Origin of the sequence: Fictibacillus sp. b24 (assembly GCF_030348825.1) — a bacterium.
Taxonomy (GTDB): Bacteria; Bacillota; Bacilli; order Bacillales; family Fictibacillaceae; genus Fictibacillus.
Genome location: NZ_JAUCES010000005.1, coordinates 463,516 through 478,630 on the forward strand (window position 1 = coordinate 463,516; position 15,115 = coordinate 478,630).

The window sequence follows — 15,115 nt, forward strand, 5'->3', positions numbered from 1 at the left end:
CCAGATTATGTCTGGTCTTTTTTATGCCTTAATTTATCCACCAACTTTTGTTGATTAACGGAACTTAAAATTTAGGATAAGTAACACATCAAATTTTAAATTTAATGCCCTGATCCATACTTAAATATAAACGTATTCAAAGGGTCATTGGTAATAAAAAATGAACTCAATCAATAAACATCTCCTTCGTATAGAAATAGATTTAGTAACATGAAATTTATTGAAAGTGTACAAAAGGGTTTAAATTCTCTGAAAAATATAGTAAAATAATTTGAAAATCAGGTTTCGTTTTATTGGAATTAGGGAAGGAGAGTATATTTGGGGATGAAACATACTATTTCAGGGTTTGGATTTGCTTTTATCTTCTTAGCAGCACTATTCGCATTGGGGCTTTATCAAACAGTCATGGTATGGGGAAATATTAATTTGTTCTTCGAGCGAATTATGGGATTAACATCAACTTCATTTATTTCTTCTATACTTCTATTCTGGTCAATAACGAGTACGTTTTGGATTTTAAGTTTGAAAATTTTAGACGTTGCGCATAAAACGGAACTCTATAATGCAAAAAATGCAGTTTTCGGTATGGTATTCTTGTTCTTCGCTATTCCATTTGGAATCTGTGCCCAAGTTTATCACGCACTAAACATCAATGCTGGTGTTACTACCATTACTACAGCACTATTTATCATGACGATTGTTTCATTCGTCATCGGATTCGTGTTCAAGTTTAGAAAAACTGCACGTTAATAAAATAATTTCTATCATTCCGCAGGCGTATATAGGTCTGCGGAATTTTTTATGTTGAAAACAATTATAAAAGTTCTATATGTTTAGCTGTCCGTTATAGTATTAACTATATACTGCATCGTTCAAATTTTTCATCGATCTTCCCGAAGATATGGATGATGCCCAAATTTAATTCTTAGTCTGAAATAAATAGTTAAACAAAGAAGAGCTTGCATTTCATTTACTGCAAGCTTTTTTAATTTTGTCTTACGCTGACATATAGTGAGCCACATCTTGACACTTTTCGCATAAGAATTTTCATACATTTTTTACCAACTTAATACATAATCATACTAAAGTCTTGGTTAAAATCTACCGACCCATGTAAAGTCGGTGAAACAATGGAAAGGGGAGGATTTTTATGTCCGATTTACAAGCGAAAATAGGGGATGGACTTACTAAAATCCAAGGAAGTTTACAACAAGGGAAACAAAAGCTTGCAACAGCGCAGGAGGTTGCACAGTTAAAGAAAAATTCTGCAGAAGCAGCTGCCAAACGTCTTGAGTTAATTGTTGCTCTTGGTGAACAAACATATGAATTGCTGAGAAAAGAAGAAATTACTCTTGCAGGTTTAACAGGCTTAGCCCAGGCTATTCTTGACCAAGATCGTCTAATGTATGAAACCAACAAAACCATAAATGAGATGAATGCCAAAACGGAAACCGACCTTACATGTGAATGCGGGGTACACTTAAATGCAAATGCCAAGTTTTGTGGAGGATGTGGACAGAAAGTAGAAAGTCGTAACAAAGACCAACAGGATGATTACACGCTTAAGTGTGATACGTGTAAAGAGTTGAATCCAGGCGATTCGCATTATTGTGGGTGCTGCGGCAATAAGATTTGATAGCAGAAGGAGGAATCAGAATGTATTGCAACAGCTGTGGTCATCTAAACAATGATGCTATTAATTATTGCATTAAAGATGGTGTCAAGTTGCATCGTGCAAAAAATAAGAATGGTTCACTTACAAAAAAGAACTCGAGCTACTGTTCCTCATGTGGTGCATCAGGGCAATCTTCCTCAAATTATTGTCATTCATGCGGAAAGAACCAATTGAGATTTACATATAAAAAAGACATGGTTCAATCAGCAGAAAATGTCATAAATTCGATAGGACTTTCCAGAATTAAAGATAAAAAAACAACTGCTGTGGTCCATTCAAAACAAGTAAAAACTGCAGCACTCGGAGCATTTTTATCATTCCTAATTTTGATTGCGTTTTCAGTGCTACTTAATCAAATCGCTTCTGATCAAATAAACGAGTTCCTAAAAAGTGAAGGGATTAACTCCTATAGTTTAGATAGTGTTTTTGAAGAGCTAGAGAATGAAACAGATGTGACTAAACCAGATCCTTTTATCGGTGCATCCGATTACGTGCTATTGTCGAACATGGTAGACTCAAAGGTTTCTGCAAGTGTAGAAGGCAGCAGTGGCTTTGAGGACGATGAATTTGATGTAGGCATGAATATTAAAACAGCGACAGGCACTTTCATCCTATTGATCGTTCCATTTCTTGCTCTGTTTGCAGGAGGTTTGTTTTATGCTAAAAAAAATGCAGCCGATACGATATCACAGCGATTAAAAGCCGCAGCCATCCTAGGTGCAGTATACGGACTTCTATTGGCATTAGCTACACTATTTAGCGGCTTTTCTTATGATGCAAAGATCGACGAGGAGTTTGCGAAGATAGCAATTGAAATTGATAATAACTATTCTTTCCTTGGTGCACTTGTTAATGGGTTTGTGCTTGGTACCCTTTTTGCAGGATTAGGCGCACTTGTTCAGCCAGGGTCTTTTAAAAGCTTCGGAAATCTATCCCATTCATACCGTTATGGTGAATCCATTCATCAAGGAATTGGGACGTTCTTTCGCGGCGTAGTGATCATGGGTGTGGTTGCACTAATAGCAGCGCTTGTGAAAACTGACGACCTTGAAAATATTCAATGGGGGATACTCATAGTCTTTTGCGCACAAGCAGGTTTGTATATGTGGAATCTGCTTAACTTTCCAAGCTTATTGCTGCAAGTGTCTGGTGATGGTGAAGAATTTTCCATGAATTATTCGCTATTAGGCGGATTAGATGAAAAGGCTTCCGGTTCACCAGCGATTAATATCATTCAAAGTTTTTTTGATGAAGTGATAAATATTGAGACCGTGCTATATCCAAGCATCGTTATTTTGGTCGTGCTTTTTATATATGCAGGGTACAGAATAGCACTGCAATCTGGCATGAATATGAGAAATATCCTAATTTTTAGTTTCACATACTCTCTCTTGCTATCGTTTTTCGTAGCGATCACAAAGATTGGAGCAGCTGTATCAGCCGATGCAGAATTTGATATGGGGAAGATGGAACTGTTTATAGGGTTTAATATCATACCGGCCTTTGTGTTTAGTTTCATCCTAGCAACAGTATTAGCATATGCGGGTGGTTATCTTGCAAGACTGAAGCAAACTTAATCGCTCAGGAAACAAGCGAACTTTAAAATAGTTCGTTTGTTTTGTTGGGAAAAGAAAGAGAGGATAAGTATGAAGTTTTGCATAGAATGCGGACATCAGTTAAGCATGGACCAAGAATTCTGTTCAGAATGTGGAACGAAGCATGCTGTAGAGCAGAAACATGTGGAATTAAGAGTTGAAAATAAGGGTAGGACTCCTGAGAAAAAAGCAAATAAGAAGAAAAAAGGAATGTATATCCTCGTTATAGTCGTGTTATTTCTAATGATGAGCGGATACGGGGGTTATCTGTTTGGCAAAAAACAAACTGGGCCAGAAGCGGTTATTGCGGAATTTGTTCATGCTGTAGAAAATAATGACGTTGAGCGTGTCATGCAAGCGATTAACCTCGGTCAAACAGATGTGAATCTAGATATAGAAACAACAAAAACCTATATGGATTATTTAAACAAAAACAATAAACTTTTTTCCGATTCGATTAATGAACTCAAAAAGCAGGGAGAAAATCTCGAGAATAGCACATCAACAAACAATGAGAAGTTTAAAAACGAGCTATTCCATATAAGAAAAGACGGTAAAACGTGGTTCATATTTGATAGATATGTAATAGAAGCAAAAGCTTATAAGGTGAAAGTGGCTTCAAACTTTGACGACTCTATTGTCTATCTTAATGGAGATAGCAGAGGAACCGTAATGAAAGACGAATACCTTAACATTCCATCCATTCTCCCAGGTGAGCATGAGATAAAAGTCGTTTACAAAGGAAAGTACAGTACATTGGAAGAAAAAGTGAAGTTGGATTTTTCAAAGGCAGAAAATCAAGTATTACAGGCCGATCTAACGTTAGAAGGAAAATACATTACCTTCTCCTCCAACTATGATGACGCACGTCTTTTTATTAATGGAAAAGATAGCGGCATGTTGATAGAAGAAGCATATGACGTGGGACCAATGTCCACTAATGGCTCTATTACCGTTCATGCAGAAAAAGAATTTGAAACGGGTACAATGAAAAGCCGGGAAGTAACGATTACTAGCGATTATGATATTAATCTGGACATAGACTACAAAGAACCGGAACCAGCACCAGAGCTGGTACCACAGCCTGAGGAAGAGGAAGAGGAAGAGGAAGAGGAAGAGGAAGAAAAGCCGGTTGTAGATGTATGGGATGACGACTACTTCACAACATTTATGCAAGAATATGTCGCATATTCAGTGGCAGCTATCAATAATAATGATTTTTCAATCGTACAAAATTTTCTTAATCCGAACGGTCCTGCTTATGAAGAATTAAAGAAATATATTGTATACACGAACGAAAAAGGAATAACCGAAGAATTTCTATCCCTTGAAGTAGGAGATATAGAGCCAGTCGATCAAAATACGGTAAAAGTAACCACGCTGGAAGAATATGAAATTTATTATAAAGATGGAACATCGAAGTACAAAAAGTTTATCAGCAACTATGAGCTTGTTTATTATGGCGGGAATTATCGCGTACACAAGTTAATCAGTACAGAAGAATTAGAAGAATATTAATGACACAAAACCCTTGAATGAATATTGATCATTCAAGGGTTTTGTATGTGTGGCTGTGCGTGCATGAAGAGGGAGGTATTGAAATGACCATACTGCAAGACAATAGTGTTCGTCCCATACGTACAAAACAGTCTCATTTGTAATTGTTTGGGGTCAGACCCCTTAAAAAATCTTTTATTTCTTCCTTCGTATACCCTTGGTTTTTTGCTTCTAGTATCAATTCAACCCACTCTTGATCCAGCGACAAGGTGTTCTCCACTTAAATATCCCTCCATTTAAGCTTATTATTTAGGTTACTTGTCCAGCTTAGCTTAAGGCTTAAACTCCATTGGTTTTTGTCAGAAGGTAATATTGTATTTGATTATAAAACAGAAACCTATGAAAAGGTTGTCAAAAAATAGGAGAAAAAAAATTATCTATTAATTTTCTTTCTCTAATTTCTATTAACTTATCAGACGGGCATTTAAGACGTATGTTCTCAAAAATGAATATAAGTGTGTTCAAAAATCTTGCAATAAAGTGAAGTACCTTCTATAATCAATAAAAGTGTTCTTTTTAGTGAACATAAAAACCATTATAAAAAACAACGGCAGGTGATTTTTTGAAGATCTTATACGTTTCACCTAGAATGCCTTATCCACCAAAAAAGGGAGATCAATTGAGAGCTTATAACCAGTTAATAGGTTTAAAGTCTTTAGGTCATGAAGTTCATCTTATCTCCTTTGGAACTGAAGCGTCTATTCCTTATCAACTTCAACAACTGTGCACCAAGGTAACAGTGGTCCCTTTTAGCAAAACAGAAGCTTTAAAAAACATCGTCTTTGGGTTGTTTAAAGGCTGGCCGTTACAAACATCACTCTACTATTCTGATGAACTTCTGCAAGAGATAAGACACGCTGCATCAGATAATAACTATGATATTGTTCATCATCAACTCGTTCGTTTACTTCCCTATCAATCTTCTATTAATCACTTGCCTAACGTAATAGACTTTGTCGATTCCATTTCTTTAAATCTTAATCGGTCCATAAATATGAAAAAATCGCTTGCAAATCCTTTCATCCAGTGGGAAGCAAAAAACGTGCACAAGATGGAACAGCAGGCGAGTTCACTTTATGACGGGGGAATTTTCATCTCGGAGGTCGATAAGAATAACGTTTCTATGAATCGCAGTACATTAACTACGATTGCAAACGGAGTAGACCTTAAATATTTTTCCTTTCAACAACAGTTAACAAATGAGAATAACTTAGTTTTTGTTGGAAATATGAGTTACGCTCCAAACCGGGAAGGTGTTAAGTATTTTATCAAACACATCTATCCTCTTATCAAAAAACAAAGAGAAGATTTTACATTCTATATAGTTGGTCGTAATCCAACAAAAGATCTTTTACGACTCTGTGAAGAACATGAAAATATTATTGTAACGGGGGAAGTAGTCGATGTCCGAGAATATCTTTGGAATGCTAAACTGTTCGTTTGTCCTTTAAAATCGGGTGCAGGCTTGCAGAACAAAGTGTTAGAAGCGATGTCATGCGGTATACCTGTTATTACGACTTCAATCGTCAATGATCCGATCAAAGCGAAAGAAGGTCAAAGTATTATTGTCAGAGATCAAGATGAAAAATTTGCTGAAGCTATCGTTCAATTGCTTTCTGACGGATACCAGTTAAACAATATTCGGCACGAAGCAAGAACGTTTGTAGAGAAAAACTACCAATGGGGTCATTTAAGTGCTCAATTAGCAGAGTTTTATAATAAGACCATTGAGAATCATGCAAATAAACAAAACCGTTCATCACAAACTCAAATAAAGATTGAGGTGACACGATGAAAATAGTTCTTCTATCTGGAGGGTCTGGAAAACGGTTATGGCCATTATCAAATAATGCGCGATCGAAGCAGTTTTTAAAAGTGTTAAAAGATGAGAACAACGAAAGCCAATCTATGATTCAGCGTGTATGGAGTCAATTGAAGGAAGCGGATCTTGCAGACTCTACTCTCATATCCACCAGCATTTCACAAGTGGATATGATCTCGAATCAGCTGAAATTTACAGACGGTATTATTGTTGAGCCTGAGCGGCGAGACACATTTCCGGCGGTTTGTTTAGCTGCTTCTTATCTCTATTCACAGCTAAATATCGATCCCAATGAAGTGATCGTTGTTTTACCTGTTGACCCTTATGTAGAAAATCAATTTTTTAATAAAGTAAAAGAACTTGAAAAAGCTCTTCAGCAATCTGATGCAAACATTGCTCTAATGGGTGTGCAGCCAACGTTTCCATCTGAAAAGTACGGCTACATCATCCCGCAGGATGAAGAGGATGTTATCTGGAAAAAAGTACTGCATTTTAAGGAAAAACCAACACAGATCTTAGCTGAAGAATTCATAAGTCAAGGCGGTCTATGGAATTGCGGTGTTTTTGCCTTTAAATTAGGTTATATTCTATCGCTATTACGCAACATGGATATCCCGACTGATTATGAAGAGTTGCTAGAAAACTATTCTGTTCTTCCTAAAGACAGCATGGACTATGCAGTGATAGAAAAGGAAAGGAACGTGATTGTTTTAAAATACGATGGGTATTGGAAAGATCTTGGTACCTGGAATACATTAACTGATGAGATGAGCAGGAACTTATTAGGGAAAGGAACTATTAGCGATGATTCTGTAAATACCCACCTAATCAATGAGTTGGAAATTCCGATTACAGTAATCGGTGGTACGAATTTAATCGTGGCAGCAAGCCCTGACGGCATCCTCGTCTCTGATAAAGAGAAAAGTCCTTTAATAAAAAACTACAATTCAAGTACTCATCAAAGACCTATGTATGAAGAACGGAGATGGGGCTGGTATAAAGTGTTAGAACATGCAGCAATTGATGAACACCATGAAGTACTTACAAAAAGGTTAGTGATCCATAAAGGAAAGAACTTAAGTTATCACACACACTTTCTTCGACATGAAGTATGGACCATCATTAAAGGTACCGGAGAATTTGCTCTAAATGGAGCTATTAAAAGAGTGAGTGCAGGAGAAGTACTGGAGATTCCCCCCAACGCCAAACACAGTATAAAAGCAACAACAGATCTAGAGATCATAGAAATACAAACGGGTCCAAAATTAATGGAAGAAGACAAATTAAGTCTATACAGAAACTGGCATGAGCTCGAGACTCTAGCACATAAGACCTCTAATGCAATTTAATCGATAGAAAAGGTGGCAGTTTAACGGTTGACTTCATATCTTATAGTATCTATTAAGCTTGTCTTATCCTTTGGAAGAGGCGGGATTTTAGTAGAATAACAAGCAGAAAAGCTTGTTAGGAAAGGTATGATAGTCATGACAATCCTAGCGGATAACTTTAAAGGCGCGAATGATGCAGCAATCGTTCAGGCGGCCATTGATTATGCTTTTGCTAATAAAGGTTCCAAAACCGTTCTTCTCTCAGATCGAGATTATGTGATTACAGCCAAGGTTGTAATTAAGCAAGGCGTTAAATTGCTGTTTGGTTATGCCTCTCGCTTTGTGATCCGTGGTAATTTCCGAGTGTTGGAACTGCAAAGAAATGCGTCCTTAGAAGGTGCTTATATTGCGATTGATGATGTTAACTTCAATTCGCAGGTTATCTACCTTGACGGAAAATATAAGTATTACAACACGTGGAATAAAACCAAGATCAAGGATATTAATATTGTGAACTGGAGCGGCAGTTACAAAGGAACTGGATTGCACCTTTACTCGAACGGAACAGGTCACGAGATCTCATTTGTGAATTTCGAGAATATAAATATTGCCGGATTAAATACAGCCATTCGATTACAAAGCGTTAAACCAGCTACAGGGTATAGCTGGATCAATGCAAATCGTTTTACCGATGTGTCTATTGACGATTGTGTGCAAGGAATCATATTTATCTCGAGTGAAAGTATTCCTAATGAATGCAGCGGGAATTTTTTTACGAACATGCAAATACAGCCATCTGCTAAAACTGTTAAATTGTTTACCATATCTGGCCAGTACAATGAATTTTATGGTATGGCATGGGATCTATCACTAGTAAAAAATAATACACTAGTAGAATTCACTTCCCAAAGCTCTTATAACAAAATAAGCATCAGAAGCATACCAGCATCTCGCATCGCAGATAAAGGAAGGTTTAATGTAAAGTAAATAGTTAGAAACTCCAATCACTTGGAGTTTTTTAATTGGGGGTCTACATGTTTAAAAAAATGGCAGCCGCATGTTTGATCTCAGCTCTCCTAGCAACTGCACTGACGCTAGTCGTTCAAAAAATGTACAACGAGGCGATGAGTTTGGAGAGCTATGGGGAAGATGCGAAAGATGATGCTAAAGTTATTCAACAAGCAATTAATGAAAGTTACAAAAATAAAGGAGGATTGGTTAAGCTACCAGGCAACAAACGCTATGTGATCCGATCAGGCCTCATTATAAGAGAAGGGGTAACCTTAGAGCTCGGACATAATACTAAACTACTCATCGATGGGAACTTTAGAGCAATCCAACTTGAAAAAAATGCCTCAATTATAAATGGAATCATAGAAGTGGTCGATCCAAACTTTAAATCAGAAGTCATTTATTTAGATGGAAAGCATCAATTTTGGTCGTGGGAACGAACTGCCGTTCACAATCTATCCATCATTAATTCAAGCGGCTCACATAAAGGGACAGCGATTTCCCTTTATGCAAAAGGTAAAGAGAATTTTATAAGCTTTGTAAATTTTACAGACATTAAAACAGCGGGCTTTAATACGGGAATTAAAATGAAGGTGGACGAAAAAAAAGAAGGGCAGAGTTGGATTAACGGAAATCGTTTTGTAAATATGACATTAGATGATTGTGTAAGTTTTATTGTTATCAATTCATCTGTAACAATTCCGAATGAAAGTTCAGGCAATCAGTTTACTGGGCTGCAAATCCAACTATCTAAGATTTCTAAAACAATCATGAAAGTAAGCGGGTCATACAATACGTTTCAAGGAATGGTATGGGATCAGCAACTGTTAAGCGATCAAAAACGTGTTGTCCACTTTACTCAAGAATCTGCAAATAACAAAATGGATATGAATGTCGATGTTTTTTCTATTGAAGATGAAGGAGTTTTAAATAGCTATACAGAGTAATTTTTTTTGGACAATACGTTCTTTATTTAGAACAAACTTAAGGAGGTTAATGATGGAACAGAGAATAGACTTACAAAGATTTATTCAAATATTGAAACATAGAGCGGTTACGATAATAGTAACCACCTTGTTTATTACTTCTATTGCCGTGATAGCCTCTATCTATTTTGTAAAATCATCATACGAAGCGACGGAATATATCGTTGTAGGTAAAGAACAGAACGAGAACAATTATACAGAAAATCAGGAACTCATTCGAATATTGGCATCCGCCGTTGATTTAATCAAAAGCCCCATTGTCCTTAATGCTGTAAGGGCTGAGCTAGGCAATCAAGATACCCTTAAAGAGTTAGAGGAAAAGATATCTGTACAAAACAATAAGGATTCCCAGATTATTCACATTGTCATCAAAGGATCAGATCCTGAACGATCAAAACAAATGGCATATGCCGTTGGGAATGTTTCAGTTCAAAAGTTAAATGAAATATTAAATGTTAAAAATTTAAAAATAGTGAGCAAATCAGAAACGGATATCTCAGTTAAAAAAGTTGGAGACCCCTTATTTAACATTGCCATAGGTATGTTTGTAGGATTATTTTTAGGAATCGTTTTAGGAATGGTAAGAGAATACCTTGATAACTCGATCAAAGATGAATCTGAGGTAGAACAACTGTTAGGGCTTCCAGTTTTAGGAATAGTTCATGTTAAGAAAAATCAAAAAAAGTTGATAGCATACCGGCCAATAATGAAGCAAAGAGGTGATTTAAGTGCTAGGGGTTAATAGAGAACGTTCTTCTTTCTTTGCTAAAGTTAGCAAAATTGAAGAGCAGGTGAAAATTCTAAGAAGTAATATTGAAAAACAAATAGAAGATGATCAAGCTCATGTTCTTCTGATCACTTCACCAAAAGGGGTGTCTCCACACGTTTCTATTTCTTCTCAATTGGCAATCTCTTTTGCAGAACACGGAAAAAAAGTTTTGTTAGTAGATGCTAATTTAAGAAATCCGACAATGCATACGTATTTTAACCTGCCTAATTCAAAAGGTTTCTTAGATGTCATTTTGCATGGTGACAATGTATTTACACATGCTCGTACTGACTATATCAATAGATTATCTATTTTGACAGCGGGCAATCTATTTAATACGCCAATCGATTTATGGATTAGTAAAAAGATTCAATATGCTATAGGCAACTGGAAAGAGAAGTTTGATCTTGTTTTATTTCATGCTCCTAGCTATTTAGAACTATCAGATGCTCAAGTGCTGGTCAATCATTGCGATGGCGTTCTGCTTGTCGTTCAATCAGGCAAAACGAAACGGAAAGATGCTGGCGACGCGAAGCTGCAGATTGAACGGTCTAATAAACCGATACTTGGTGTCATCTATCAAACGAGATAGAAAGGTGCATGAACATGAATGAATTTAGACCTAATTCCATTACAAAAAACATCTTTCACTTGTTTTATAGTACGGCAGCCGCTAGTTTTCTGAATGCGCTTGTTCTAATCTATTTAGCTTCTTATCTACAAGCCTATCATTACGGTATGTTTAGTGTTGCGTTAGCTTCAGCTATGGTGATGGGGTACTTTACGGATGCGGGTCTAACGGAGATCGCAATACGAGAAGGTTCAAAAAAAGATGCAGATTTAAGTACAATTTTAGCTTCTTATATAAAAGTTAGAACGCTTCTGCTTTTGATTACCATTTTAGGCGGCTCATGTTTTATTTATTTTTTCTATCACTTAAACCAAGAGTTAATAAAGGTCGCGTATTTTTTATCAATACCTATGGTAATCGGGTTAGCCCTGCAAGGTGTTGGCACCATGTTCTTTCAATTGATTCAGAAGATGCAGTTTATTGGGTTTATTAAAATGCTGTCAGCGCTATTGCTGATCTGTACACTTACCTTAAGTATCTTATTTTCCTTACCTCCCATTATGGTCTGCTTGATGTATGGACTTTCCTATTGTATGGCCGGTGTATTTGCTTTGATATTAGTCGCCTCCCATGTTCGTATTGTTTTAAAGCTTCCTTTTTTACCAGGCTTTTTAAAAAATTTCACTTCGTTTATGTGCAGCGGGTTATTGTTTATCATAACTCCACAGCTAGGTCCTATCATATTGGAGAAAACGTTAACTCTTAAAGAAGTTGGATTGTTCGCGGTTGCTTACCGCATACCACAGGCACTGCAACAGCTGCCATTAATTATTGCGGGAGCTTACAGACCAGTGATGTTTAACCGTTACCACAGCAAAGAGGCTCATGAACATCTGAAACTAAATGTTATGCTTATTAAAATGATGGCACTCTTTGGCATGGTGATTACAGTACCGCTCTACTACCTTTCGGATGAGTTGGTTTTGCTATTGTTTGGAGAAAGTTGGCTGCCAGCCTCAGAAGCGGTGAGCATATTGTCCCTGTTAATCTTATTCCAAGCAATTGGGATTGGATTAGCTGACGGCCTGACAACTAGCGGACGGCAGAGTTTTCGAACAGGAGTCCAATTGTTTTCCGTCTTAGCAGGTATCCTAGCCTATATCCTGTTAAGTCGCAGCTATGGTGTAACAGGTGGAGCGTATGCCGGGCTAGCTGTTGAAATCATGGCACTTATCGGTTTTTGGCTCTTTATTCCGAATAAAAAAGTAATCGCGCAACAAACACTCTTGCCGTATTTGATTTATTTCGGCTTATTTTTTTCACTTTGTACAATGGCTTTATCCAATCATCCATATACAGCTGCGAGTATCCATCTGTTAAGCATAGTGTTCCTAATCTACCTTGATAAAGAGATGAAGGGAAAGGTGTCCATCCTGCTTCACCAATTACGTACAAAACTAAAAGTGAGGGAGAAGGTGGGAAATGCGATACATAAATAAAAACGAAAGCTATTCGATAGCCTTGTTTTTGTTGATTCTGCTCATTTTTTTAGGCAAATACAGCCTTGATTTTGGCTTTGCCTTAAAACCTTACATGATCTTTTTAGTTCTTTTCTTCACCATTCACCTTTCTCGTATAGAATTCCAGAGGCTCCAGTTGTTTGAATGTGGGATGCTGCTCTTTTATTTAATCTATTGTCTATCTGGCATATTCGCTCTTTATGGCTCAGCAAGTCTTAGGATTGTTTGCGGTATCGCATTGTACCTTTGCTGTTACTTCTTAATGAAAAGTTTGATGGGACATTCGACAGATGAACGAATTGAACGTTCGCTTTCATACGCAGGCATCGTCTTTAACATCAGCAGTCTATTTCTCTATTTTCTAGGATTAAAGAAGCTGAACTTTATCATGCAAGGTGATGGGATATATTCCTTAGGTGTTTTCATGGATCGTGAATATCCGCGGTTAATCGGGTTAGTTGCTGATCCCAACTATTTCGTATTCTACAATACTCTATTTTTTGCGTATTTTTTATGTAACCTCAACACGAAAAGAAATCAAATCGGTTTACTATTATGTGTCCTGACGAGTCTGCTCACTTTTTCAAGAGGAGGGTTGGTAGCATATGTCGTTATTTTCTTGCTGTATGTTGTCATCTTAAACAATCCAATTAAGCAAGCAAAGCTGTTGTTCGGTGCTTTTTTATCTCTAGCTGCTACCTTTTATATAGCCGTAACATTTTTTCGTTTAGATATTTATAGTGTCATACAATCCAGAGTGCACGATGTTTCGAGTGATGGTGGGAGCGGCAGGTTCGAATTATGGAGCAGGGCATGGCATTACTTCACGGAAAGTCCATGGTTTGGGGTAGGGGCATCTAACTTTCTCCCATATAATCAATACCAGTTCGGTGATTCATTACAAGTGCACAATACGTTTTTAGAAGTTTTATCAGAGTCAGGTGCGATTGGAATATTCTGTTTTCTGCTCTTTCTTTTCTTTACGGTTGTCCAGTTGTTTCAACATAGCGTTCATAAAAAGAAGCCGTATTTATTCTTAGCCTTTTTCGGTTTCTTACTGCAGATGGTGTCCTTATCGGTCATCATAAATGATCTATTCTTTATGTATTTAGCGATTCTTTCTGTTTACTTTCAGCAAGAAGAGCTCGAACATGCTAAACAAACAACAAATCTATGGAGAGGAGGGGTTACCCTGTGAATGTTCTTTTATTAACAGACAAACTGACTACAGGTGGAGCAGAGATGTACTTCTGTAAACTCGAAAATCATCTTCCTGATAAAGAAGTTACAATTTATACGGCTGCAGCACCAGGAGAACTATTCAGTCATATTAAACATAAAGAACGGTTTGTGGAATTAAGACGATCCAATCCGATATACAATTTTTGGCGTGTTCGTAATCTGATTCTTAAGGAAAAGATTCAGATGATTCACGCGAACAGTCTGCGTGCAGTCTTGTTGTTGTTTTTTATTCGAATGACCATTTTACGGTCTTTTCATTGCGTTTACACAAAGCACAATGTAACGATTTTAGAACGGGAAGCACCCCCAGTGCTTGCTCTTCTATTAAACTATTTTGTCACTCGGGTAATTACCGTCAGCGATTTTGAGAGAGAGAACCTTATTCGATTAGGAGTGCATAAGCAAAAAATAATAACAATTTACAATGGGGTCGACTTGAATCAATTTCGGTATCATTACAAAAAAACGGGGCTTGTATTTAAAGTTGGAATTTTAGCAAGAATATCAGAAGAAAAAAATCATGATTTATTCTTAGAAATTGCAAATGAACTTAAACCATTTAAAAATATTGAATTTTATGTAGCAGGTGATGGGCCAGCGAAAGAGTCCGTTAAGAAAAGGATTCAAGACTTAAATTTGGAGGATACAGTCAGACTTGTAGGAAACATCTCGCATCCGGAACAGTTTATTAAAGAAATGGATGTTCTCCTCTTAACTTCAAAAAGAGAAGTGTTTCCAATGGTTGTTCTGGAAGCAATGGCAGTAGGTACTCCAATGATTTCAATCGATAAAGGGGGCATTAAAGAAGCAATCACAAACAACGAGACGGGCATACTCATACCAAATCATTCAATTGGGGCATTCAGTAACAAAATAAAGGAGCTGCACCAAAATAAATCATTAAAGTTAAAGCTTATACAAAAAGCAAGATCCAAAGTGATGTGTGAATTTTCATTAGATCAGATGGTGGATCGTACCTATAAAGAATACAGCAGACATGGGTAAATTTTTTTTGAGAGAAAGTTCTTTATTAAGAACG

General features: G+C 36.9%; 14 protein-coding genes. 13 read left to right on the forward strand and 1 reads right to left on the reverse strand.

Annotated elements, in window-relative coordinates:
• Positions 1–324 precede the first annotated feature (324 nt).
• From QUF49_RS02490 to QUF49_RS02505, 4 genes are all read left to right on the forward strand, one after another.
• A complete protein-coding gene (locus QUF49_RS02490; RefSeq protein WP_289494166.1) occupies positions 325–750 on the forward strand; it encodes a hypothetical protein in 426 nt (141 codons plus the stop codon).
• Between the two features lie 400 nt (positions 751–1,150).
• A complete protein-coding gene (locus tag QUF49_RS02495) occupies positions 1,151–1,636 on the forward strand; it encodes a zinc ribbon domain-containing protein (protein ID WP_289494167.1) in 486 nt (161 codons plus the stop codon).
• Positions 1,637–1,845: 209 nt separating this feature from the next.
• On the forward strand, positions 1,846–3,252 hold the full coding sequence (locus QUF49_RS02500) for a hypothetical protein (protein WP_289494168.1): 1,407 nt from the start codon (positions 1,846–1,848) through the stop codon (positions 3,250–3,252).
• 69 nt (positions 3,253–3,321) lie between these two features.
• Positions 3,322–4,788 (forward strand): zinc ribbon domain-containing protein, encoded by a 1,467-nt coding sequence (locus QUF49_RS02505; protein WP_289494169.1) that lies wholly within the window; start codon positions 3,322–3,324, stop codon positions 4,786–4,788.
• Positions 4,789–4,921: 133 nt separating this feature from the next.
• Here QUF49_RS02505 and QUF49_RS02510 read toward each other — a convergent pair whose 3' ends face one another.
• A complete protein-coding gene (locus QUF49_RS02510; protein WP_289494170.1) occupies positions 4,922–5,047 on the reverse strand; it encodes an anti-repressor SinI family protein in 126 nt (41 codons plus the stop codon).
• Between the two features lie 342 nt (positions 5,048–5,389).
• Between QUF49_RS02510 and QUF49_RS02515 the strand changes: the two genes are divergently transcribed.
• The 9 genes from QUF49_RS02515 to QUF49_RS02555 all read left to right on the forward strand — a co-directional run bounded on the left by QUF49_RS02515 (position 5,390) and on the right by QUF49_RS02555 (position 15,081).
• Positions 5,390–6,622 (forward strand): glycosyltransferase, encoded by a 1,233-nt coding sequence (locus QUF49_RS02515; RefSeq protein ID WP_289494171.1) that lies wholly within the window; start codon positions 5,390–5,392, stop codon positions 6,620–6,622.
• Positions 6,619–7,998: a sugar phosphate nucleotidyltransferase gene (locus tag QUF49_RS02520; protein ID WP_289494172.1), complete on the forward strand. Its 1,380-nt coding sequence runs from the start codon at positions 6,619–6,621 to the stop codon at positions 7,996–7,998. The genes QUF49_RS02515 and QUF49_RS02520 overlap by 4 nt, the downstream gene beginning before the upstream one ends.
• 126 nt (positions 7,999–8,124) lie before the next feature.
• Positions 8,125–8,964: a hypothetical protein gene (locus QUF49_RS02525; RefSeq protein ID WP_289494173.1), complete on the forward strand. Its 840-nt coding sequence runs from the start codon at positions 8,125–8,127 to the stop codon at positions 8,962–8,964.
• Positions 8,965–9,011: 47 nt separating this feature from the next.
• Entirely contained in the window at positions 9,012–9,935 is a 924-nt protein-coding gene (locus QUF49_RS02530; RefSeq protein WP_289494174.1) for a hypothetical protein, read from the forward strand.
• Positions 9,936–9,987: 52 nt separating this feature from the next.
• A complete protein-coding gene (locus QUF49_RS02535; RefSeq protein ID WP_289494175.1) occupies positions 9,988–10,716 on the forward strand; it encodes a YveK family protein in 729 nt (242 codons plus the stop codon).
• Complete coding sequence (locus QUF49_RS02540) at positions 10,703–11,335, forward strand: CpsD/CapB family tyrosine-protein kinase (protein WP_289494176.1); 633 nt, start codon at positions 10,703–10,705, stop codon at positions 11,333–11,335. Before QUF49_RS02535 ends, QUF49_RS02540 begins: the two co-directional genes overlap by 14 nt.
• A gap of 8 nt (positions 11,336–11,343) precedes the next feature.
• Entirely contained in the window at positions 11,344–12,813 is a 1,470-nt protein-coding gene (locus QUF49_RS02545; RefSeq protein WP_289494177.1) for an oligosaccharide flippase family protein, read from the forward strand.
• Positions 12,797–14,032, forward strand: a complete 1,236-nt coding sequence (locus QUF49_RS02550; protein WP_289494178.1) for an O-antigen ligase family protein — start codon at positions 12,797–12,799, stop codon at positions 14,030–14,032. The genes QUF49_RS02545 and QUF49_RS02550 overlap by 17 nt, the downstream gene beginning before the upstream one ends.
• Complete coding sequence (locus QUF49_RS02555) at positions 14,029–15,081, forward strand: glycosyltransferase family 4 protein (RefSeq protein WP_289494179.1); 1,053 nt, start codon at positions 14,029–14,031, stop codon at positions 15,079–15,081. The genes QUF49_RS02550 and QUF49_RS02555 overlap by 4 nt, the downstream gene beginning before the upstream one ends.
• Positions 15,082–15,115 lie beyond the last annotated feature (34 nt).